Below are 21,830 nucleotides of genomic sequence, written 5' to 3'. Positions count from 1 at the left end.
GAGAGGTTTGAAAAATGTTTAATAATAAGACGTTATTAATCACGGGTGGTACAGGATCTTTTGGGAATGCAGTTATGAAAAGATTCTTAGATACAGATATTAAAGAAATACGTATATTCTCTCGAGATGAGAAGAAACAAGAGGACATGCGTAAACTTTATAATAATGAGAAGCTTAAATTTTACATTGGTGATGTAAGAGATCTGGGAAGTGTCAAAAACGCTATGCATGGAGTGGATTATATCTTCCATGCGGCTGCACTTAAACAAGTTCCATCTTGCGAGTTTTTCCCTTTAGAAGCCGTGAAGACCAATGTAATTGGAACGGATAACGTTATTACAGGTGCTATTGAAAGTGGAGTGAAAAAGGTAATTTGTTTATCTACTGACAAAGCAGCGTATCCTATTAACGCAATGGGTATCTCTAAAGCTATGATGGAGAAAGTGTTTGTGGCTAAGGCCAAAACGGTAGATCCAGAGAGGACTCTGATTTGCGGGACACGTTATGGGAATGTGATGGCTTCAAGGGGTTCCGTAATTCCACTATTTATAGATCAAATCAAAAGTGGAAAACCGTTAACTGTAACAGATCCCAATATGACAAGATTCTTAATGAGTCTTGAAGAGGCAGTGGAACTCGTTGTCTTTGCTTTCGAAAATGCTGAGGCAGGCGATATTATGGTGCAAAAAGCGCCGGCATCGACTATAGGAGATCTAGCTCAAGCAATTAAGGAATTATTCCATGCAGACAATGAAATAAAGATCATTGGTACTCGGCATGGTGAGAAAGTATATGAAACATTGCTCACTCGGGAAGAGCACATTGTGTCTCAAGATTTAGGTGGATTCTATAGAGTTCCGGCTGATAAGAGAGACCTGAACTACGATAAGTATTTTGTGGAGGGAGATCAACAATTGTCCTCCGAAGAAGAGTATAACTCTCATAACACATTAAGATTGGATATTGAGCAAATTAAAGATAGGCTATTAATGCTTGATTACGTTCGAGAAGAACTGAAGGGCTGGAATAGAGCGTGAAGATATTAATTACTGGGGCGAATGGATTTATTGGAAAGAATCTTATTGCAGAGCTAAAGAACAGAAAATATACAGATATCTATGAATATAGCAGGGATTCCGATCCTTCATTACTAGATGAATATTGCAGAGAAGCTAACTTCGTCTTTCACCTAGCGGGTATAAATAGGCCGAAAGATGAGAATGAGTTTATGGAAGGTAATTTTGGATTTACATCTAAATTACTTGCTACTCTACAGAAATATCAAAATACATGCCCGGTTATGATTTCATCATCTATTCAAGCTGATTTAGACAATCCATATGGCAGAAGTAAAAAAGCAGTAGAAAACCTACTCTTTGATTATAAGAGCGTTGCTGGAGCAAAAATACTTATTTATCGCTTTCCGAATGTGTTTGGGAAGTGGTGCAGACCTAACTATAATAGTGCGGTAGCAACATTCTGTCACAATATTGCTCAGGAGTTACCAATTACAGTAAATGATCCAAGTGTTAAAATGAATTTAGTGTACGTAGATGATGTATTAAACGAAATGATTAATGCATTACATGGTATTGAAAACTCCGTAGGTGAGTATTGTGAGGTACCGGTTGTGCACTCCACTACTCTTGGAGAGATCGTTCGATTAATTTATTCGTTTAAGAGCAGCCGTGAAGAGCGTTCAATTCCTAATATGTCGGATGAGTTTACAAAGAAATTGTATAGCACCTATTTGAGTTATTTGCCGGAAGAACAATTTAGCTATGATCTGAAGATGAATGTTGATCACAGAGGATCCTTTACAGAATTTATTAAGACACCGGATAGAGGGCAAGTTTCCGTAAATATATCGAAGCCTGGGATAACTAAAGGAAATCACTGGCATCATACTAAGAATGAAAAGTTTCTGGTTGTCAGTGGTACCGGAGTTATCCGTTTCAGGAAGATTGATTCAGATGAAATCATTAATTACTATGTCAGTGGCGATAAACTGGAAGTTGTAGATATACCTACAGGCTATACACATAATATTGAGAACTTAGGTAGCAGCGATATGGTTACAATTATGTGGGCCAATGAGCACTTTGATCCTGAAAAGCCGGATACATATTATTTGGAGGTATAAGAGTGAACAAATTAAAAGTTATGACAGTCGTAGGTACAAGACCAGAGATTATAAGACTGTCAGCTGTAATGAATAAATTAGAAGAATCTAACGCAATCGAACATATCGTTGTTCATACAGGTCAAAATTATGATTATGAGCTCAATGAAGTGTTTTTTAAAGATTTTAATTTGAAAAAACCGGATTACTTCTTGAACGCTGCTACAGGAACAGCGGTTGAAACAGTAGGAAATATCCTGATTAAAATTGATCCGATATTAGATGAAGTTCAACCGGATGCAATTTTAATTCTCGGGGATACAAATAGTTGTTTATGTGCCATTGCTGCTAAGAGAAGACAAATTCCAATCTTCCATATGGAAGCAGGGAATAGGTGCTTTGATCAAAGAGTTCCGGAAGAAACGAATAGAAAGATTGTCGATCATATAGCGGACATAAACTTAACTTATAGCGATATTGCAAGAGAGTATCTGTTAAGAGAAGGTCTACCAGCTGACCGAATAATTAAAACAGGCAGCCCGATGTTTGAAGTAATAAATTCAAGAAGAGATGATATTGAGAGTTCGGATGTATTAGACAGACTGGACCTTGAAGTAGGTAAATATTTTGTGGTTTCAGCCCATAGAGAAGAAAATATTAGTTCAGAAGTGAATTTCCTTGACTTAGTGGATAGTTTAAATGAAGTAGCAGAAAAGTATAATTTGCCTATTATTATTAGCACACACCCTAGGACAAGAAATATGATCAATGCTAAAGGGATAGAGTTTAATCCATTGGTGAAAATAATGAAACCTCTAGGTTTTAATGATTATGTAAAACTTCAAATTCAGGCAAAAGCTGTTCTTAGCGATAGTGGAACAATTAGTGAAGAATCTTCAATCCTTGGATTTAGAGCACTTAATATTAGGCAAGCTCATGAAAGACCCGAAGCAATGGAAGAAGCTGCTGTTATGATGGTGGGGTTAAAGAAAGAGAGAATTCTGCAAGGATTAGAGGTTTTGGAGACACAAGAGAAGGGTACTTTGAGGCTCGTTGGTGATTACAGTATGCCTAATGTTTCGGAGAAAGTGCTAAGGATTATATTGTCTTATACAAACTATGTTGATCGAGTTGTATGGGAGAAATATTAATAATTCAGTTCGGTTTGTTGAATTAATAGAAGGAAATGGAAATGCGGAGAGTTATTACAACGAATTATTATTATGAGACTCTATAAATCAAAGTTACGAGGTTATCAATGGATATATTATTTATAGGTGGGGTTTTTTCAGAAGGGCAGCAAAAAGAGATACTACGTAAATCCAATGGAGTTGTACAATTTGCAGCAAATGTATTGCAATGGAATTTAATTCATGGACTTGATGCTAATAGTGAAAGTCCCGTAAGCATTCTCAACGCTATGTTTGTTGGAGCCTACCCTCGTCACTACTCTGATTTCTATTTGAAATCAAGAAACTGGAGCCATATTTTAGAGGCCACTGATAAAGATATTGGGTTCCTCAATCTCCCCCTTATTAAGCATTTATGGAAGGGGAAGGCGATTGCGAAGCAAGCAATAAAATGGGGGAAGAGTAATTTAAATAACAAAAAAACTATAATAATTTACAGTATGCATACACCATTCATTTATGCGGCAGCAATGGCAAAGCGTAAAAATCCGGATATACATATTTGTCTTGTAGTACCTGATTTACCCGAATTTATGAATCTTACTTCAGCAAATAGCAAGATATTTAATGTTTTAAAAGGAATCGATAGAACTGTAATGGATGCATATCTTAAGTATGTTGATTCTTTTGTATTACTCACTCGTTATATGGAAGGGCCAGTGGGCGTTGGTAATCGACCGTGGATTGAAATGGAAGGCGTGGTTGATTCCAAAGACATAGTGTCAGAAAGTATAAATTTTGAAAAAGACGTTAACAAGAAAATTGTTCTCTATACAGGCACATTAAATAAGTTATATGGAATTATGAATTTATTAAATGCTTTTTCAATGATTAAAGATATAGATAACAGTTACAGGTTATGGATTTGTGGAGCAGGAGAAGCTGAAGAAGATATAATTAAAGTTGCCCAAGTTGATTCACGAATAAAGTTTTATGGTCAAGTGACACGTAATGAAGCAATAGAACTACAACGAAAAGCAACAGTTCTAATTAACCCGAGAAGTAATGAGGGCGAATTTACAAAGTATTCATTTCCATCAAAAGTTATGGAGTATCTATTGTCGGGTACTCCAACCATTGTGAAAAAACTTCCTGGTATGCCTCATGATTATTTTAATTACTTATTTACAGTGGATGGAGATAGTGACGAGGATATTACTAAAAAAATTGTTGAAGTTTGCAGTTTACCTCACCTCGAATTATTTGAGTTTGGTATGAGGGCTAGAGAATATGTGTTGAAAGAGAAAAATTATAATAAACAAGCAAAACGCATACTTGAATTGGTATCCAATTCAAATGTAGTAAAACTTAAGAATCAGTAGCTAAAAAACCTTGATACCATTTGCATAAATTCACACTATAGTGAAGTTGCTATAATCATAATGCGGATTGACGAGCAAACTTTATTTGAGAAAAGTAAATCTAGATGGAGAGTTGTTTATATAAAAACGGGATTTATTATAAATAATGGGGTTATTAGTAAATAAAATGGAACTAACAGAGTAATACTTAAATGAGAAAGGGGAATTAACATTAATATACTATGGCTTACTAACATTCCATTACCAGAAGCTAGTAGGATTTTGGGGGGGAATTCTACTCCTTTTGGAGGATGGTTGGTTAATACATCAGATGCTTTATCAAATCTTGACGGAATACAACTCTCAATTGCATTCCCTAAAAAAGGATTGAATGATATTAGGGAGATACAAGGCTCGAAAATTAATTTTTATGCGTTTAGCCCAGTAAAAGAAACACAAGCAAATTTAATAATTGACAATAAGAATCTTGAGAAAATAATACAGGAAGTTAAACCGGATATTGTTCATATATTTGGAACGGAATATTTACATTCTCTTGCTATGGTAAATATCTGTAAAAAGCTTGGTATAAATTCAATAATATCGATTCAAGGACTTGTATCAGTGATTTCACGACATTACATGGCCTTGCTGCCCTTAAAGGTACAACGTAGCTTCACATTCAGAGATCTCATTAAACGAGATAATTTAAAGAAGCAGCAACAAAAAATTTATATTCGTGGTAAATATGAAATTGAAGCCTTACAGAAGGTTAAGCATGTTATAGGTCGTACTACTTGGGATAAGGCATGTACTTTGCAAATAAACTCAGATATTAAATACTACCATTGTAATGAAACTTTAAGAAGTGAGTTTTATAAACATAGTTGGGATATAAATCATTGTGAGAGGCATTCCATTTTTATTAGTCAAGGTTCATATCCATTAAAAGGTCTACATTTTATGATTGAAGCACTACCAATTATTTTGAAAAAGTTTCCTGACGTTAAACTCTATATCGCAGGTCCAGATATTACTAAATATGATACTTTAGTAGATAAGCTCAAGATCTCTTCTTATGGATTATATATTAAGAAACTTATAAATAAATATAATTTGCAAGGGCACGTTATATTTACCGGATTACTTGATGAGGGGCAAATGTGTCAAAGATTTTTGAAATCGAATGTATTTGTGTCTGCCTCAACCATTGAGAATGAATCCAACTCCCTAAGTGAAGCGAAGATACTCGGTTTGCCTTGTATTGCGTCTTATGTAGGAGGGGTAATAAATCGAATAAATCATGAGGTGGATGGTTTTTTATACCAGTTTGATGCGCCGTATATGCTAGCACACTATGTTAACGAAATTTTTAGTAGTGATAATTTGTGTCTGAAGTTTTCTGAAAATGCAAGGGCTCAAGCATTGGAAGTTCACGATATAAAAGAAAACACTGCAACATTAATAGAGATATATAAATCCATCTTGAAAAGTTGATATAGATTACTTACTTGATCATTACAACTTTATATTCTATACAGACAAGTGGGAACTCGTATGATGCTTCTAAGGAACCAGTATGTCAAGGTCATTAAGATATTACTATCTAATAATCTAACAAATAAAATATTCAAAAACTCATCCTGGTTAGTTATTGAAAAAATAATCAATATGTTCATTGGGGTATTTGTTACTGCAATTATAGCTCGGTATTTTGGACCTGAGTTATTTGGACAATTCAATTATGCTTTTGCACTTGTTACTTTGTTTACAGCTTTTTCTACCCTTGGATTAGAAACACTAACAGTAAAAACTATAGTAGATAAGGAGTATGACGAAGGAAGAATATTATGTACAAGTCTTTTCCTTAGAGTGTTTGGAGGAATAATACTAACTATTATTGCTGCTATAGTGATTAAAATAATTGAACCTAATGAACGCAATTTGCATTTATTGGTACTTATTATGTCCTTTACAATGGTTGTGAAATCTTTCGAAGTAATTGAGTATTGGATTCAAGCCTATCAAAAATCAAAAATCTCTTCGTTAATACGAATTTATGTATACATATTAACTGCTCTGTTGAAGATAATAGTTGTAATTTTCTCTGGTAATTTATTTCACTTATCTTTGATCTATGTTATTGATGGTGCTGTTACCGGTCTAGCCCTTATAATTGCCTATTTTAAGATTCGTCACGATGCGGCAAAATGGAAGCTTGATATGGGTTACGCAAAAAACATTCTATCGAAAAGTTGGTATTTAATACTATCGGGTTTAATGATAACTCTTTATATGAGAATTGACCAAGTTATGTTAGGTGCCATGATGCAGGACAAAGCTGAAAATGGTGTTTTTTCAGCAGCAGTTAGAATTGCTGAAATGTGGTACTTTGTTCCTTTGGCAATAATAACCTCTTTTAAACCAGTTATATTAAATACAAAAAAAGTTGATGAAGTAAGTTATCTTAGATCAATTCAACTTCTATATAATATAGTAACTTGGTTGAGTATTGGATTTGGTGTATTAGTAGTACTAATTTCAAAACCAGTTATAAAAGTTCTGTATGGAGCAGAGTTTTCGGATGCTGCTAGTATTTTATCTATAAGTATCTGGGCAGGGACATTTGCAATGCTTGGTACTGCTCGATCTATTTGGTTAATCTCCGAAGGACTACAGAGATATACAATGGTGTATACTTTCGGAGGGTTGGTTGTAAATATTGTATTAAATTATATTTTAATACCGCATTTCGGTGCACACGGGGCAGCAATAGCAACATTAGCTGCACAAATAACAGCCAATGTAATAATGTTGTCTTTTTTTAAAAATACAAGAGTATCGACCGTGATGATTTTGAGGTCCTTTATATCTTTACCTATTATCAGGAAGAGTAAGTTGCTCGGTAATAGTACCAAATTATAAACTACTTATAGATTTTATACGGAGGTTGTTTTAGTGCTAGCACCTGTTGTTATTTTTGTTTACGCAAGGCCAGATCATACCCAAAGAACCATTGAAGCACTAGCAATGAACTCCCTCGCAAAAAATACAGAAGTATATATATATTCTGATGCAGCCAAAAATGAAAAGGCCATAGAAAAAGTGAATCAAGTTAGAGAGTATATTGATTCTCTTCCAGAAAGAAAACTTTTCAAGTCGCTGAATATTATCAAAGCTGATTCGAACAATGGGCTTGCAAACTCTGTAATTTTAGGGGTAAGCAAAATTATTGAACTACATGAAAAAGTAATTGTAGTAGAAGATGATCTTGTTTCTTCTTCGGACTTTCTGGAGTATATGAATGAGGCCTTAGATTATTATGAACATGATAATAAAATATGGTCAATTAGCGGATACACATTTAATGTGAAAATACCTTCTGATTACAAAAGTGAAATATATTTATCTTATCGAGGATGCAGCTGGGGTTGGGCAACTTGGAGTAATAGATGGAATAAAGTTGATTGGGAAGTAAATGATTATAATCAGTTTAAAAAAGATAAGAAGCTGCGAAATAATTTTAATCGTGGCGGTAGAGATATGGAGGGAATGTTAGATGCACAAATGCAAGGAAAGATAGATTCATGGGCGATTAGATGGTGTTATACCCAATCTAAATTAGATATGCTGTCAGTATACCCTGTAGTTTCCAGAATAAGGAACGTTGGACTTGATGGAACAGGTACTCACAGTGGAATAAGTTCTAAATATGATGCAATTCTCAATGATAGTATTCAAAAGTGTAGATTTGATAATCCCAATTTAGATTATCGAATTGTAAAGTCTTTTAAAGATAAATTTGGCACTAATTTTGACTATTTCGTTATTGGAATAAAACGTCTTATTAAAAGAATGATAAGGTTGTAAAATTAAGTATTCTCTGTTGCAATTGCAGGTTATGAAAGGTAGCTTACTGCGATAAGGAACTTATTAATATAAAACATCGTATTTATTTATGTATTTCCAAACAAGTTGTATATAAGAGCAGTTTATAGGTAAAGGAAGGAAAGAATTATGAAGATCACTATTGCTGGAACAGGCTACGTAGGTTTATCCATTGCAATCTTATTAGCTCAAAAAAATGAAGTGACTGCTCTTGATGTTATTCAATCAAAAGTAGATATGATTAACAATAAAAAATCCCCTATTCTTGATAAAGAAATAGAAGAATTTTTAGCAAAAAAAGAATTAAACCTAACCGCGACTACTGATAATTACAAAGCATTTAAAGATGCGGAGTATGTCATTATTTCAACTCCAACAAATTATGATCCGGAGAAAAACTACTTTAATACAAGAACTGTTGAGGCTGTTATTGCTAATGTACTATCTATTAATCCAGAAGCAATAATGGTCATTAAATCAACAGTTCCGGTGGGTTATACAGAAAAGGTTAGAGAGAAGTTTGAAACGGAGAATATTATTTTCTCACCTGAGTTCTTAAGGGAAGGAAAAGCGCTATATGATAACTTGCATCCTTCAAGAATTGTGGTGGGAGAACGATCTGACAGAGCTAGGGTTTTTGCTGATTTACTTTTAGAAGGTGCCGAGAAAGAAGAAATTGATGTTCTATTTACGAATTCAACAGAAGCTGAAGCTATAAAACTATTTGCCAACACTTTCCTTGCGATGAGGGTGGCTTTCTTTAACGAGCTAGATTCATACGCAGAGGTAAGAGGCTTAGATTCAAAACAGATTATTGATGGAGTTGGCCTTGATCCACGAATTGGTGATCACTACAATAATCCATCATTTGGTTATGGGGGATATTGTCTTCCGAAAGATACAAAGCAGTTATTAGCTAATTATGCCGATGTTCCTAATAGTATTATGACAGCAATTGTTGAAGCAAACAGAACGAGAAAAGATCATATTGCTGAAATGATTATTAAGAAAAATCCAAGTGTTGTAGGGATTTATAGACTTACCATGAAGATGGATTCAGATAACTTTAGGCAATCAGCAATTCAAGGTGTAATGAAGCGTATCAAAGCTAAGGGTATTGAAGTAGTTGTTTACGAGCCAGCGCTCCAGGATGATAAGTTCTTTTATAATTCTAGAGTAGTTAATGATTTTGAAGAGTTTAAGGCAATTTCAGATGTTATTGTAGCAAATCGACAATCAGAAAATTTGAGAGATGTAGAGAATAAAGTGTACACAAGGGATCTATTCGTTAGAGATTAGTATTTGAACAAATACAAATGGCAGTAAGCTGTTTAAACGCAGAATTGTTCCGAGTTACCAATCAAATATGTTAAAATAGATAGAATAATGTAACCTAAGAGGTGTATGCAATTGATGAATGGGAAATCCAGAAAATTATCACTGTCTTTTTTACTTTTTACAGCACTTATTTTTACCGCACACTCTATCGTCGCCGCAGCTCCATCAGCTGCACTCAAAGTTAAGACAAGCTCCTTCAACATGGTGTTCGACGGGAAGACGCTTGTGCTTCCGGACGGACAATATGTATTCGCTGTTAACGGTACATCTTATGTGCCGCTGCGTTTCGTATCGTATGCGCTGCAGAAGAGCGTGCAGTGGGATGCTAAGACTTCTCAGGTGACTGTGGCGAATCCTAATAAGCAGGAAGCTATTGTATTGAAGGACTATCTTGCTAATGTCATCGCACATGGTAATGAAGTGTCGGCGAAGGGCGGCGTATCCGTACAGCTTACGCCGAAGAGTGTGAAGGTTGTTGTGGATGGTAAAGCGAAGGTGCTTCCTGAGGGGCAGTCGGGTTACATCGTGAATGGTGCGTTGTATGTGCCGGTACGCTTCATGTCGGAAGCAGTAGGAACGGCGATTCAGTGGGATCCGGTGAAGAAGCAAGTATCGGCGGAGTCGGCTGCTTATCGAGCTGAGCATGGCTCGCATGAGACCGGGAACACGGGTACCGGTGGTTCTAACGGCGGTACGACTGGTGGTTCGACAGGTGGCTCCACTGGCGGTGGATCCGGACCGGTTAAGCCTTCGTATGAGTCCATTACGGCGAATGCAGAGGCGCGCCTGACTTCCTTGCAAAATAGCTGCCAAGCCGCGCTGATGGATATTGGCATTCAATATATCAGCACAGATGATGCGAAGCTGAAGGAAAGCTTGAAGAACAAAGGCTACGCTAAGCTTGATGAGTGTACAGCTAGTTTTAATAAGGTGGTTGGTGAGGTTGAAGCGCAGCTAAAGGCCAATGGTTACAGCACGGCTATCATTGCCGACTACCGCAAAGAGTTTAATAGCCAAGTTGAGGCCGGTAGAGACATCATGAAGGGCATGGCCTAGTATAATCGGATTCAATAAACAAAACGACTGCTCCCCCTGGGGGACAGTCGTTTTTTGCTAGAGCTCGTTGAAGATATGAATCCAGCCCTTAATGGAGATGATCATCGTTGTCCAGAAGAAGATACTCATTACTGTGCCCCATAAGAGTCCTACCCAAAACCTTTTATATGATTCTTGATCCATCGAAATGCCACACTTCTCGTTTTAGAGTGCAGTATGGACAGGATCCAGATGTTATAAACGTTGATGAGATAAACGGTTTTAGCCGCCAACACGGCGTCTTTGCTTGGACCACATTTTAACCCACAGATAGTTGTCGTCATCGCGGTAAAAACGGACACCAATCAATTTCAAGGGTGACCATACTTCTTTGAAATAGTAATTTGGCATTACTTCTACCTCCCTGTAGATATATTAAATATCATACTAAGGTACTGGTGCGGAGTATGTCGTAATGTGTCGACAACCTAAAGAAATTTTAAAAAAAGGATTAGGAATATATTAGCGAAGCAGTGAAAATGTAGCGAAATCTAGAGTTTTCAAGGGTTTTATCGGATGCTAGGAAAATGGAATCAATTTAGGTCGTATGAACTAATCTAGAAGCTGTGTGAAAGTATAAAAGGATGCCGGGCAATACTAGTTTAACACCACATTAAATAAACCTATTTGGGTGAACATGGTAGCAGGTCCAGTTTGGATAGATGCAACAGGCACAACGGTTTAGAGATATAAAATGAAATTTTCGAGATGCTTTCCATGAGATAAGAGTGTATAATTTAAAAAGCCGAAATTTTAGGAGACGAATATCGTGGAAAGTATGATCGAACGTGGGAAAATTAAATTTAAAGAGTTAGTCCTAATAATGTTTATCTTTTTTTATATCACTAATGTAATAAATGTTGGTACCTATCTCCCTTTTGTTATTTTGCCTTTTATACTCGTCTACTTAGTAAATAGTAAGATAGGCTTGCAACAGATGAGCATCATATTTTTCAGTATTATGTTTGCAATATCTCTTTATCTGTATCATCAAAGCACAATCGGCACTATTATAATGCAACTGACATTTCCAATTTGCTTTTATGTACTGGGTAATATCTTAGCGAAAAACGATCCATTATACAAAAAAACATATACTACCCTTATGGTTGTGATCGGCTCCGCTACCATCTTCGGTTTGGCATGTGTTGTCAAGACGATCAACTTATACGGAAACGTGGACGGCGCCAGTGTGGCTCTGAATGGGCGAAGTGTGTTAACTCCATGGGGTGGAGGTGCGATTACCGCTACAGGACTTAATACATACATGTCCTTAGGATTATCGTTACTTCCTATTGTATTCATTAAGGGGAATAGAAAGCTCAGATTAATTAGTTTTCTTTTTTTCTTAGTAACCGCATACTGCACGATTTTGATGGGTAATCGTACAGGTATTTTAGTGGCTGCCATCTCAATTGTTGTATCGATGGCCTTATCCGGAAAAGCAAGCATTAAGAAATTGTTTGGCATATTAATTTTATGCGGAATTGGAGCAACAACAGCGAGAGTTTTCATGAGCGCGTTTGGAGATTCTTTGCTATTAAGTCGGCTGCAAAGTATGGACAATTTACATGATCCTCGTTTTGATGCTTGGAAAGCAGTTTTCTGGGGTATGTTTAAATACCCTATGGGTGGGAAACAGACGGTTCTGATAGATGTTAATTACGCGCATAACATGTGGCTTGACGTTGCCTACGAGGCCGGAATAGCTCCCTTCTTGCTATTATTGCTATTCACAGTACTATCCATAAAAAGCGTACTGAAATTCAGAAAGAGTTCCTTCCCTACCCAATTAAAACTACTCATTCTTTGTTTGTTTACTGCATTTCTAGTTGTAAGTTTCTTTGAGCCTATACTTGAAGGTTGGTTTTACTTTTTCAATATCTTCTGCCTTGTCGCGGGCATGGTCAGTCGACTTGTCATTCAAAATAGAGATCCTTTAGTGGTAAACGAACAAACTGAAATAAAAATTCCAAGAATAGTGTTTTCGATGAGGAGTAAGTTACTAATTACAAGCTTTACTCTATTAATGGCAAGTTCAATTACTTGCATAACCTATATGCTGATAGTTTAAGAAACTTATAGTAACGCAGTTGGAGCATACTGCGAAGTATTGATAATCTTGTTCAGTTCCATGAATAATTAAATAAAATAGCCTTCGGTATTATTTCGTCGACTCTTTTTTATGACTATTAGCTTTATTGAATTATGACCTTTCCCTACCGAGGTAAGTTTAAATCAAAGAGGCATATGTGCGTTACACATATGCCTCTTTGATTTATTTATTTTATCTGGATGTTTAGTTAATGCTATCCAGATAAATACTTCCGCTCCAGGCGCCGGTGGTGACGAGCTCAACGCCGATGTTCTTCATCGGAGTGGCAGCGCCGGAAGGGATCGTTAAGGTGATGGTGTTCCATGCATTCTTGGTCAAGCTTGCATAGGTTTGATAGTTGCCGTACCAGGTCCAGTTATTGCTCTGTACATAAGGCTGGATGGATGCAATGGCAGCGCCGCTTGGTACCCAGACGCGGAAAGTAAGCGTCGTGTTCGCGCTCAGACCGCTTGGATTGTCCAGTTGAGCATAGTAGGTGGCAACGCCTGTTGCGCTGGAGGTCATTTTCAGGGAGTAGCTGCCGGCATAGGCGCGGTCGGTACTTGCAGATACGGCTAGGCCGTTTCGGCCGAAGAAGCTTTGCAGGGAATTGTTCTCAAAATTGAACTTTGCGCTATCGCCGGTTGCCGGCGGGAACACCAGAGCGTAGTGAGCATCACGGAAAGCTTGTGTAGCAGGTCCGAGGTTCGTGATGCTGCCGTTGGCATCGACGCCGTTAGACGTCCAAGGCATGACGCCTGCGTATCCGTTGGTGTAAGCATTCGCGAAATCGCTTGTAATGGTATGACCGGTGGAACCAAGCGCTGGGGACTCGCCAATTACAACAGGGCGATCATGGACGATGCCGAACGCGGTAGGCGTCATATAGAATGGAATACCGAAGTAAGGGTCCTGCCAGCCGTAGTAGTGAGGGGAGTAGAAGTCGACCTTCGCGAGCGTGTTGCTGACTTGGGCCTGGAGGGCAGCGTCGCTGATTTTGTTGCCCGTGGAGCCGGATTGGGTGGCGCTGTTATACTTGACCATGCCTAAGCCGACCGTTGTCAGAATGTTGCTGTTCTGATGGATCGCGACGGCTGCTTTGGCAAAATACGTTTGCAGGCGAGCCCAGGCGATTTGACCGGCTGCAGCATCTTCATACACCCAGTCCGGCTCGTTCATGAGGTCGATGGACCAGAGCCATGGATTGTTCTTGTAGCGGTTCACGAATGGAATGAGGTAGTTATTCACGTAGGAGTCGATGTTGGCATTCGTGCTGAGCATATTGCGCCAGCTGTTGTAGTTGGTGTGGGTGTTCTTGAAATGGTCGAAGGACATCAGGGTCGCCATGACATAGACGCCGCGATTTTGTGCGATTTGGAAGAGGCTGTCGAGGTTGTTCCAGTGAGCGGTTGTCGCACCGGAAACGACCCCGCTGCTGTTGATGTTGATGCCGACTTCGCCATCGCAGGTAATCCAGATCCGCGTGGAGTTAATTCCGTTGTTGTGGAGCGTCTGGAAATGGTTGTCCCACCACGTGTAGTCGAAGGAACCGCCAAAATCATTCCAGCTGTTCCAAGGCGTATTGGCCCCATTCATGAAGATCTGCTGACCGCCTGCATAGAAGTTCGTACCGGTGATCGTAATCCGATCGCCGTACGCCGCCCCGGCCGAGGACGGTAAGACTAGTGCGCCAAACAGCATTGCAAGTGACAAACATAGAGACATTAAGCGTGAATTCTTCTTCATTAATTTCACTCCTCTCGTATGTAAAGCGCTTACATTATCTATTTTTTACTAATAATGAAGTTCCGTATAGAGAATATTGTTATGTAAAGGGTAGAAATAGGTCATTCGATGGTAAGGTTTTTGCAATGTGCAATAGGAATAGAATATTTATAATTAAAATTGTACGCGATATAAGTTTGTTATAATTGGGGAAATGAACGCTTCGGCCATGGCGGAGGGATGTCAAAACAATGTTTAAGATTGCTGTAGCGGGAACTGGGTATGTGGGATTGGTTGCCGGCGTATGCCTTGCTGAAGTTGGCCATCAAGTGATTTGTGTCGATGTAGACGAGAACAAAGTGAATGCGATGAAATCAGGCTTATCGCCGATATATGAGGTCAACCTAGAAGCATTAATGCAGAAAAACATTGCAGCGGGAAGAATTGATTTTACGACTGACTATCAAGATGCTTATAAGGATGCAGATGCCATCTTCATTGGGGTCGGTACCCCGGAGCAGCCGGATGGTTCGGCGAATCTTGCGAATATAGCGACCGTTGCAAGGCAAATCGCGGAATCGATTCGCAAGGATTGTCTTGTCATTGTGAAGTCCACTGTACCAGTCGGAACCAATGATAAGGTAGAACAATTTATTCATGACTTTCTGGTGCATGACGTGAAAGTAGAAGTTGCATCAAACCCTGAGTTTCTGGCGCAAGGCTCCGCTGTACATGACACCCTGCATGCAGAACGAATTATTATTGGGACCGCAAGCAAGTGGGCAGAGGAATTACTGATGGAGATCTACGAGCCATTCCGATTGCCGATCGTATCTGTTACGCGTAGATCAGCGGAGATGATCAAATATGCTTCCAATGATTTCCTGGCTCTCAAAATATCGTATATGAACGACATTGCGAATCTATGTGAGCGGGTTGGAGCGGATATTCAGGATGTAATAGAAGGCATGAGCTTCGATACCCGGATCGGAAGCAGATTCCTAAAAGCAGGCATCGGATATGGCGGATCTTGTTTTCCGAAAGATACAAAAGCGCTGCAGTACATGGCCAGACAGCATGGTTATGAATTGAGAACGGTATCGGCGGCGATTGATGTTAATCATGATCAGAAAACAATACTTTATCATAAAGCTAGTGCAAGACTGATTACGTTTAACGGACTGAAGGTAGCTGTACTGGGGCTTACTTTCAAACCCGGAACGGATGATGTGAGAGAAGCAGCATCACTAGCGAATGTCCCATTGTTGTTAGATCAAGGTGCAGATGTCTACGCCTTTGATCCTGCAGGTACGTTAAATTTCTCCAAACATTTTCCAGAAGGTGAGCATGGAAATGGCAGGTTAACGTTCGCCACAAATGCTATGGAAGCACTCGAAGCTGCGAATGTCTGCTTCATCTTTACGGAGTGGGATGAGATCAAAGCTGTTTCACCGGTAGACTATAACCAACGAATGAGAACGCCGCTGGTGTTCGACGGAAGAAACCTATATGAGGTAGAGGCAATGGAGCAAGCCGGTGTCGAGTATTACTCAATCGGAAGGAATTCCACCAGGAGAAGCAGGGCAAAGGAGAGCAAGGAAAGTGAATATCAAACAGCTAGACACGAGTAAGGTCTATTTAATTACTGGTGCAGCCGGCTTTATTGGGTATTTCTTAGCGAAGAAGCTGTTGGCACAAGGGTGTCGGGTAATCGGTGTTGATCAAATCAATGACTATTACAATGTCAGCTTAAAATATAATCGTTTAGAGCAGCTGCAGGCATATGCGAAGTTTACTTTTGTTAAAGCTGATATTTCGGATAAGCGGATCCATAGTGTCTTTGAAAAGTACAAGCCGCAAATCGTAATCAACTTAGCAGCCCAAGCAGGTGTGCGTTATTCAATCCAGAATCCGGATGTTTATATTCAGAGCAATATTGTTGGTTTCTTCCACATTCTTGAAGCGTGTAGAAATCATCCAGTAGACCATTTGGTTTATGCTTCATCGAGCTCGGTTTACGGAACCAATGAGAAAGTGCCTTTTGAAGAAACGGATGCGGTAGACAACCAAGTATCCCTCTATGCGACGACGAAAAAAACAAATGAACTCATGGCAAACTCCTACAGCCACTTATACCAAATTCCTTCGACAGGGCTGAGGTTCTTTACGGTCTATGGTCCGATGGGACGGCCGGACATGGCCTATCATTCCTTTGCGGATAAGTATTTTGCAGATGAGCCCATCCATATTTACAACAACGGCGATGCCGACAATGATCTCTACCGAGATTTTACTTATATAGACGATATTATCGTTGGTATAGAGAGACTGCTGCCCAATCCGCCTGTTGGACTGCTCCCTCATAAGATCTATAACATTGGCAATAACAAGCCTGTGAAGCTAATGGTGTTTATCGAAACGCTTGAGAAGGCGTTTAGCAAAACATTAGGCAGAAGGGTCGACTTTCACAAAATATTTAAGCCGCGGCAGCCAGGTGACGTGCCCGCCACCTATGCATCTACTGCGCTTCTAGAGAAGGAGATCGGATTTAAGCCGGAGACCTCCATTGAAGAGGGATTAGAAAGATTTGCAGCATGGTATGTCGACTATTATGGAATTAAAAAGTTGTAAAACAATACCACACTATGAAATCCAGAAGCAGCTCCTTGCCCCGGATATGGGGCGAAGGGGCTGTTTTTCTGCTGCCGCGCGGAATATAAATTGACGGGCTTCGACAAGGCCTTTATACTTAATTGATAACTGTTCTCAATAATGCTGTTCGATAGTGATAGAGCAGGATGATAGAACAGAGTAACGGGATACAGGTGACAAGATGAAAAGAGCAGTAATTATTGGCGGCGGTCTGGTGATGACAGCCGTATTTGTTTGGCTGTCGATGCAGTGGTTTCATGGCCGTCAGATGGATGCAGCTTTTAAGAGACTGCTCCATTCGCCCGGGTGGATTGCAGCAATGACGGTAGGATACGGCTGTTCCTTTTGGCTGAAAGCGGTAGCTTGGCGATTATATGTGGCTCGGGAGAACGAGGATCGACTACGTACATACATGTATCCCTTACTTGTTAGTCTATTGGTTAATCATATACTGCCTGTTAAATTAGGAGATTTGGCGCGCACGGGAATGCTGGCTCGGCAATCGAAGGTGCGGTTTGATGATGCGCTTCACTCTGTAGCGATGATGCGGCTGCTGGATATGGTTTCGCTGCTGCTTATTGGTTCGATTGGAGCCATCACGCTGGGATTGTCTGTTTCGCCTCGCTTCCTGCTTGTAATGATTGTTCTGGGAGTGGTCATGTTGGCCCTGGCTGCATGGCTAAGCCGGAAGTGGAAACCGTTTCAACGGCATTTCGATCGGCTGTGGACGACGATTCGATCGCGCAGGGGAGCGGCAGTTGCGCTGCTTACGCTCGCCAGTTGGGTGCTGGAAGGTGCGGTTGTATATGGTGTGGTTCATGCGCTCAATTTGCAGGTTGGCCTGCTGCAAGCCGTTTGGGCTAATAGCATGACGATTGCGGGACAGCTGTTCCATGTGACGCCGGGCGGTATCGGAACCTATGAGACGACTTTAACGGCCTCGCTTGGGTTGCTCGGCATTGCCGGTAGTGACGGGTATACAGCCGCGTTATTATCGCATGGCTATAAATTTGGGTTTGCCTATACCGCAGGAGCGGCAGCTTTGGTTCTTGGAGCTGTTTCCTGGAGGGAATTAAAGGAATGGTTTGGCTTAAAGGATAGAGGGAGGCAGAAGAAATCGTGAAGAAAGCGTCAGGATTTGAAATTGTTGCAGCCAGGTGCTGGAACTTGTTGAATGAGGGCAAGCCGTTTACGCCGATTTTTACGGTTGGCGTGTATCTCCTCTACCACATGAATGCTTGGGGAGACGGTAGCTTCTGGGAGCAGTTTGGACTTGGACTTCTGACGGCGCTGCCGTTGTTTGCCCTTTATTTTCATTTTGATTTTCCGCTGTTTCTGCGCAATTATCTGTGGTTCCCGGTTATCGGCGCGCTCGTGCTGTGGCGGGATGCGTATCTGGATATGGGGCTGTATGCGACGGCGATTGGGTTGTTCTTGTTCTTCACGATCTACTTCTGGGGCACCTTCTATTATCATCTGCGCATCGGTACCTCGTGGTGGAACTTTAAACGATTTTGGAAGCTGGTCCTGAAAAATAGCGATTCCACAAGCGGCAATGCCCAAGAGCAGCTGCCGAAGTTTCTGCTACTGCTGTTTATTATGGATACGGCAGGCTCCTATTGGGCGGACGCGGATGGAGCGGGGACACAGGTTGATTTTACATGGAGCAGTTATGTGTTGTTCCTCTTAGGTGTAGGGCTTTACGCATGGATCCTGCATCGCAATCTGTTTGATTGGAAGCCCAAAGAAGTGGAGGGCTACACCGTTCCGGTACAAGCCCAGACAGAAGAGGCGAGCAGCGGGAAGGTGTTTGTGCTTGTCATCGATGGGATGCGCAAGGATCGGTTCGAAGAGGCCAATGCCCCATTCCTGAAGAAATGGCGCGCAGAAGGTACGGAATATACGCAAATGGAAACTCTTTATCCTGCACGTACAGTAGTCTGTTTCTCGTCGATGTTTACGGGGACGTATCCGCGCGAGCATGGGATTACTTCGAATATGGTATGGAAGCTCGGGATTAAAGTCGAATCGATCTTCGACAGCCTGCGCAAGGTGGGGAAAAAAGGACGACTCCTCGGCATCGCTCATCTGATCGACTCGATGGGTGACGACGTGGAGAGCGTGACGGCCGTTATGCATAACGACAAAGCGGACCGCAACATCATGGAACGTGCAAAGCTTATTATGGCGGAGCAGAATCCGGACTTGCTCGTTGTGCAATTTATTGCGACGGACCAAACCGGTCATAGTATGGGAGCGCTGTACGACGAATATCGGCAAAAGATTGAGGAAGCCGATGCGCTCATCGCTGAGTTCGTGGGATGGCTTACAGCCCAAGGTCACGCGAAGGATGCTACGTTCATTATCTGTGCGGATCATGGACAAGCGGATGGCATTGGCGGGCATGGTCATCTCGATGAAGGAGAGCGTTTCGTTCCGTTCTTTATGTATGGGCCTCATGTGCGTGCAGGGGTGAAGGTTGAAGCAAAACACTCGCTCGTATCGGTTGCGCCGACGCTTAGCTATTTGCTAGGTGCTCCGCTGCCGAGTCATAGCCGTGGACCGGTGCTCTCGGATGCTTTTGAATCAGAGAAGAAAAAGTTTAATCTGCTTTAAATTTTGGATAGAAGGAAGCTGGGCAGTGTGAAAAAGAAATTGATTGTGTTCCTTCCGGCACATAACGAACAACAGAACATCGGCAATGTCATTGCCAGAGTCCCGCGTGATTTTCATCCGGATTGGCAGGTTGAAGTGCTTGTCATCGACGATGGTTCCACGGATGGAACGGTGCAAGAAGCAAGGGAAGCGGGAGCGGACCATGTGGTTTCTTTTGCCCGAAATCGAGGACTTGGTGCTGCGGTGCGCGAGGGGCTTGCCTCTTGTGTGCGGCTCGGTGCGGATATTGGACTGATGATCGATGCGGATAACGAATATCCGGCAGATGAAATTCCGGATGTAATCGCGCCAATTCGAGAGGGACATACCGATTACACGATGGGCTCGCGGTTTAAAGGCGTCATTCGCGGGATGAAGCTGCATCGACGTCTGGGCAATATCTGCTTCACTTTGCTGCAGGCTGTGCTGCTGCGCCGGATGATCTGGGACGGACAATCGGGGATGCGCGGCTTCTCAAGGGAAGCTATGGAGCATGCCGAAATCATCCATGATTACAATTACGCCCAGGTGCTGACGTTGAATTTGGTGCGCCAGGGCTTCGTCATGAAAGAAGTGCCGATCACGTACCAAGTACGTACGCACGGGGAATCCTTCATCAAGTTTCGCAAGTATATGTTCAATGTGCTTCCAGCGGTTTGGAAAGAGATGCGTCGCCCAGTAGGGGACAAACGCGGTGTGCGGCATAAGCAGGCTGGTACGGTCGTGATTGGGCCTGGCGGGACGAAGTGAAACATTTATTGAAACGCGAAGTGAAAATAAGGGGACACCGAGTGAAATGAGTCACAGTTGTAAAGGGGGGAGAAAGGTGCGGCAGCGGGTTCAGGCAGGTGGTCGAAGCGGGGGAACTCGTGGAGCAAGCAGGTTGGATAACAAAATGACGTTGAAGTCGGTGGCTGCACCGGCTTTTCTTCTTGTTGGGGTCATCTTATGGGTGGTTTATAGTTTACTGCACAGAAGTCCGTATGCGGCGAGTTGGGATGAGGTTGATTTTGTGCTGGCGCTTGATCGTTTCGATCTTCTTGCTATGCAGCCGCATTTTCCGGGTTATCCGTATTTCGTCATGGGGGCATTGGCTGTGCGGCGTTTCATCCCTAATGCTGTTTATGCGTTTGAGACATTAAACATCGGGCTGACCGCGCTGGCGACGATTCCGATTTGGCTGCTTGCGAGACGAATGCTTTCTCCGCTTTGGTCCGTTCTGACCGTGCTCATAGTGCTGACAGCGCCATATCTGTGGCTGCAATCGGTTAGACCGATGTCGGAGGCGGCAGGTATCGCGCTCTTGTGGTGGTTTCTATGGAGCTGGTGGCGGGCGATGGAGCGGCCCTCATGGGGGAGGGCGACGGCAGTTTTGTTTGCGTTCGGGCTGCTGATGGGGATCCGACTTTCGTTTGCGCCTTTTGGCTTGGCGCTGGTGTGGTTGCTGGCCGTGAGTTACGTGAGCTGGCGAAGACAGGGGAAGAGACTGTGGCCTCGCATCGTGCTGTTTGGTGCGCTGGCCGCTGTGTTTCAGTTGTTGTGGGTGGCCGGGCTGGCGCTTAGCGAGGGCGGCTTGCTCGGGTTTATCCAGCTCGCTGCCGCATTTACGGCGGGCCATTTCAGCGAGTGGGGCGGCGGGGTAGCGTCCGCCGGCAGCGAGCTGAGCTTCGCGGAGCGCGCACTGCGCTTCGCGGGCGATAATGTGCTGTGGAGCGGGATGTTCGTCCGCTCTACGGCACTGCTCTATGCGGCGGCGGGCCTGCTCTTCG

The 21,830-nt window shown here is 41.6% G+C and carries 17 protein-coding genes; 16 read left to right on the top strand and 1 reads right to left on the bottom strand.

All coding sequences use genetic code 11. The features are described 5' to 3' along the window. The first annotated feature begins 14 nt into the window (after positions 1-14). From I8J30_RS19055 to I8J30_RS19010, 10 genes are all read left to right on the top strand, one after another. Positions 15-1,037, top strand: coding sequence for a polysaccharide biosynthesis protein (locus I8J30_RS19055; RefSeq protein ID WP_210660782.1), 1,023 nt, complete (start codon positions 15-17; stop codon positions 1,035-1,037). Continuing rightward, positions 1,034-2,143, top strand: a complete 1,110-nt coding sequence (locus tag I8J30_RS19050) for a capsular polysaccharide biosynthesis protein CapF (RefSeq protein WP_210660780.1) — start codon at positions 1,034-1,036, stop codon at positions 2,141-2,143. Before I8J30_RS19055 ends, I8J30_RS19050 begins: the two co-directional genes overlap by 4 nt. Positions 2,144-2,145: 2 nt before the next feature. Then, entirely contained in the window at positions 2,146-3,273 is a 1,128-nt protein-coding gene (gene wecB, locus I8J30_RS19045; protein ID WP_210660778.1) for a non-hydrolyzing UDP-N-acetylglucosamine 2-epimerase, read from the top strand. A gap of 107 nt (positions 3,274-3,380) precedes the next feature. After that, positions 3,381-4,634: a glycosyltransferase gene (locus I8J30_RS19040; RefSeq protein ID WP_210660777.1), complete on the top strand. Its 1,254-nt coding sequence runs from the start codon at positions 3,381-3,383 to the stop codon at positions 4,632-4,634. A 294-nt stretch (positions 4,635-4,928) separates the two neighbouring features. Beyond that, positions 4,929-6,110, top strand: coding sequence for a glycosyltransferase family 4 protein (locus tag I8J30_RS19035; protein WP_240548195.1), 1,182 nt, complete (start codon positions 4,929-4,931; stop codon positions 6,108-6,110). 60 nt (positions 6,111-6,170) lie between these two features. Next, positions 6,171-7,538, top strand: coding sequence for a flippase (locus tag I8J30_RS19030; RefSeq protein ID WP_240548194.1), 1,368 nt, complete (start codon positions 6,171-6,173; stop codon positions 7,536-7,538). Positions 7,539-7,571: 33 nt separating this feature from the next. Further along, positions 7,572-8,483 (top strand): glycosyltransferase family protein, encoded by a 912-nt coding sequence (locus I8J30_RS19025; RefSeq protein ID WP_210660775.1) that lies wholly within the window; start codon positions 7,572-7,574, stop codon positions 8,481-8,483. A gap of 147 nt (positions 8,484-8,630) precedes the next feature. Next, positions 8,631-9,800 carry a nucleotide sugar dehydrogenase gene (locus I8J30_RS19020; protein WP_210660773.1) on the top strand — a complete coding sequence of 390 codons (1,170 nt, stop codon included), beginning with the start codon at positions 8,631-8,633 and terminating at the stop codon, positions 9,798-9,800. A 114-nt stretch (positions 9,801-9,914) separates the two neighbouring features. Next, positions 9,915-10,895, top strand: coding sequence for a stalk domain-containing protein (locus I8J30_RS19015; RefSeq protein ID WP_210660771.1), 981 nt, complete (start codon positions 9,915-9,917; stop codon positions 10,893-10,895). A gap of 808 nt (positions 10,896-11,703) precedes the next feature. Next, positions 11,704-13,008, top strand: a complete 1,305-nt coding sequence (locus tag I8J30_RS19010; RefSeq protein WP_210660769.1) for an O-antigen ligase family protein — start codon at positions 11,704-11,706, stop codon at positions 13,006-13,008. A gap of 225 nt (positions 13,009-13,233) precedes the next feature. Here the strand turns inward: I8J30_RS19010 and I8J30_RS19005 are convergent, their stop codons facing one another. Then, positions 13,234-14,775, bottom strand: a complete 1,542-nt coding sequence (locus I8J30_RS19005; protein WP_210660767.1) for a carbohydrate binding domain-containing protein — start codon at positions 14,773-14,775, stop codon at positions 13,234-13,236. Positions 14,776-15,005: 230 nt separating this feature from the next. On the opposite strand from I8J30_RS19005, the gene I8J30_RS19000 reads away from it, so the two are divergent. From I8J30_RS19000 to I8J30_RS18975, 6 genes are all read left to right on the top strand, one after another. Next, positions 15,006-16,385, top strand: a complete 1,380-nt coding sequence (locus I8J30_RS19000) for a UDP-glucose dehydrogenase family protein (protein WP_210660765.1) — start codon at positions 15,006-15,008, stop codon at positions 16,383-16,385. Then, positions 16,357-17,385, top strand: coding sequence for a GDP-mannose 4,6-dehydratase (locus I8J30_RS18995; RefSeq protein WP_210660763.1), 1,029 nt, complete (start codon positions 16,357-16,359; stop codon positions 17,383-17,385). Before I8J30_RS19000 ends, I8J30_RS18995 begins: the two co-directional genes overlap by 29 nt. Before the next feature lie 202 nt (positions 17,386-17,587). Next, positions 17,588-18,529, top strand: coding sequence for a lysylphosphatidylglycerol synthase transmembrane domain-containing protein (locus tag I8J30_RS18990; RefSeq protein WP_210660761.1), 942 nt, complete (start codon positions 17,588-17,590; stop codon positions 18,527-18,529). Beyond that, positions 18,526-20,022 (top strand): alkaline phosphatase family protein, encoded by a 1,497-nt coding sequence (locus I8J30_RS18985; RefSeq protein ID WP_210660759.1) that lies wholly within the window; start codon positions 18,526-18,528, stop codon positions 20,020-20,022. Before I8J30_RS18990 ends, I8J30_RS18985 begins: the two co-directional genes overlap by 4 nt. A gap of 27 nt (positions 20,023-20,049) precedes the next feature. Further along, positions 20,050-20,811 carry a glycosyltransferase family 2 protein gene (locus tag I8J30_RS18980; RefSeq protein ID WP_210660757.1) on the top strand — a complete coding sequence of 254 codons (762 nt, stop codon included), beginning with the start codon at positions 20,050-20,052 and terminating at the stop codon, positions 20,809-20,811. Positions 20,812-20,887: 76 nt separating this feature from the next. Then, the coding region (locus tag I8J30_RS18975) for a glycosyltransferase family 39 protein (protein ID WP_210660755.1) at positions 20,888-21,830 on the top strand (943 nt) is incomplete at its 3' end.

The organism is Paenibacillus lignilyticus, from assembly GCF_017942085.1.
In the GTDB taxonomy this organism is placed as follows: domain Bacteria; phylum Bacillota; class Bacilli; order Paenibacillales; family Paenibacillaceae; genus Paenibacillus_Z; species Paenibacillus_Z lignilyticus.
This window is presented reverse-complemented; position numbering and strand designations above follow the sequence as displayed.

Excerpts from the sequence above, each read along its gene's own strand:
- I8J30_RS19055 (WP_210660782.1), top strand. The coding sequence starts at position 15 with ATGTTTAATAATAAGACGTTATTAATCACGGGTGGTACAGGATCTTTT.
- I8J30_RS19040 (WP_210660777.1), top strand. The coding sequence starts at position 3,381 with ATGGATATATTATTTATAGGTGGGGTTTTTTCAGAAGGGCAGCAAAAA.
- I8J30_RS19030 (WP_240548194.1), top strand. The coding sequence starts at position 6,171 with ATGATGCTTCTAAGGAACCAGTATGTCAAGGTCATTAAGATATTACTA.
- I8J30_RS19020 (WP_210660773.1), top strand. The coding sequence starts at position 8,631 with ATGAAGATCACTATTGCTGGAACAGGCTACGTAGGTTTATCCATTGCA.
- I8J30_RS19015 (WP_210660771.1), top strand. The coding sequence starts at position 9,915 with ATGAATGGGAAATCCAGAAAATTATCACTGTCTTTTTTACTTTTTACA.
- I8J30_RS19005 (WP_210660767.1), bottom strand. The coding sequence starts at position 14,775 with ATGAAGAAGAATTCACGCTTAATGTCTCTATGTTTGTCACTTGCAATG.
- I8J30_RS19000 (WP_210660765.1), top strand. The coding sequence starts at position 15,006 with ATGTTTAAGATTGCTGTAGCGGGAACTGGGTATGTGGGATTGGTTGCC.
- I8J30_RS18990 (WP_210660761.1), top strand. The coding sequence starts at position 17,588 with ATGAAAAGAGCAGTAATTATTGGCGGCGGTCTGGTGATGACAGCCGTA.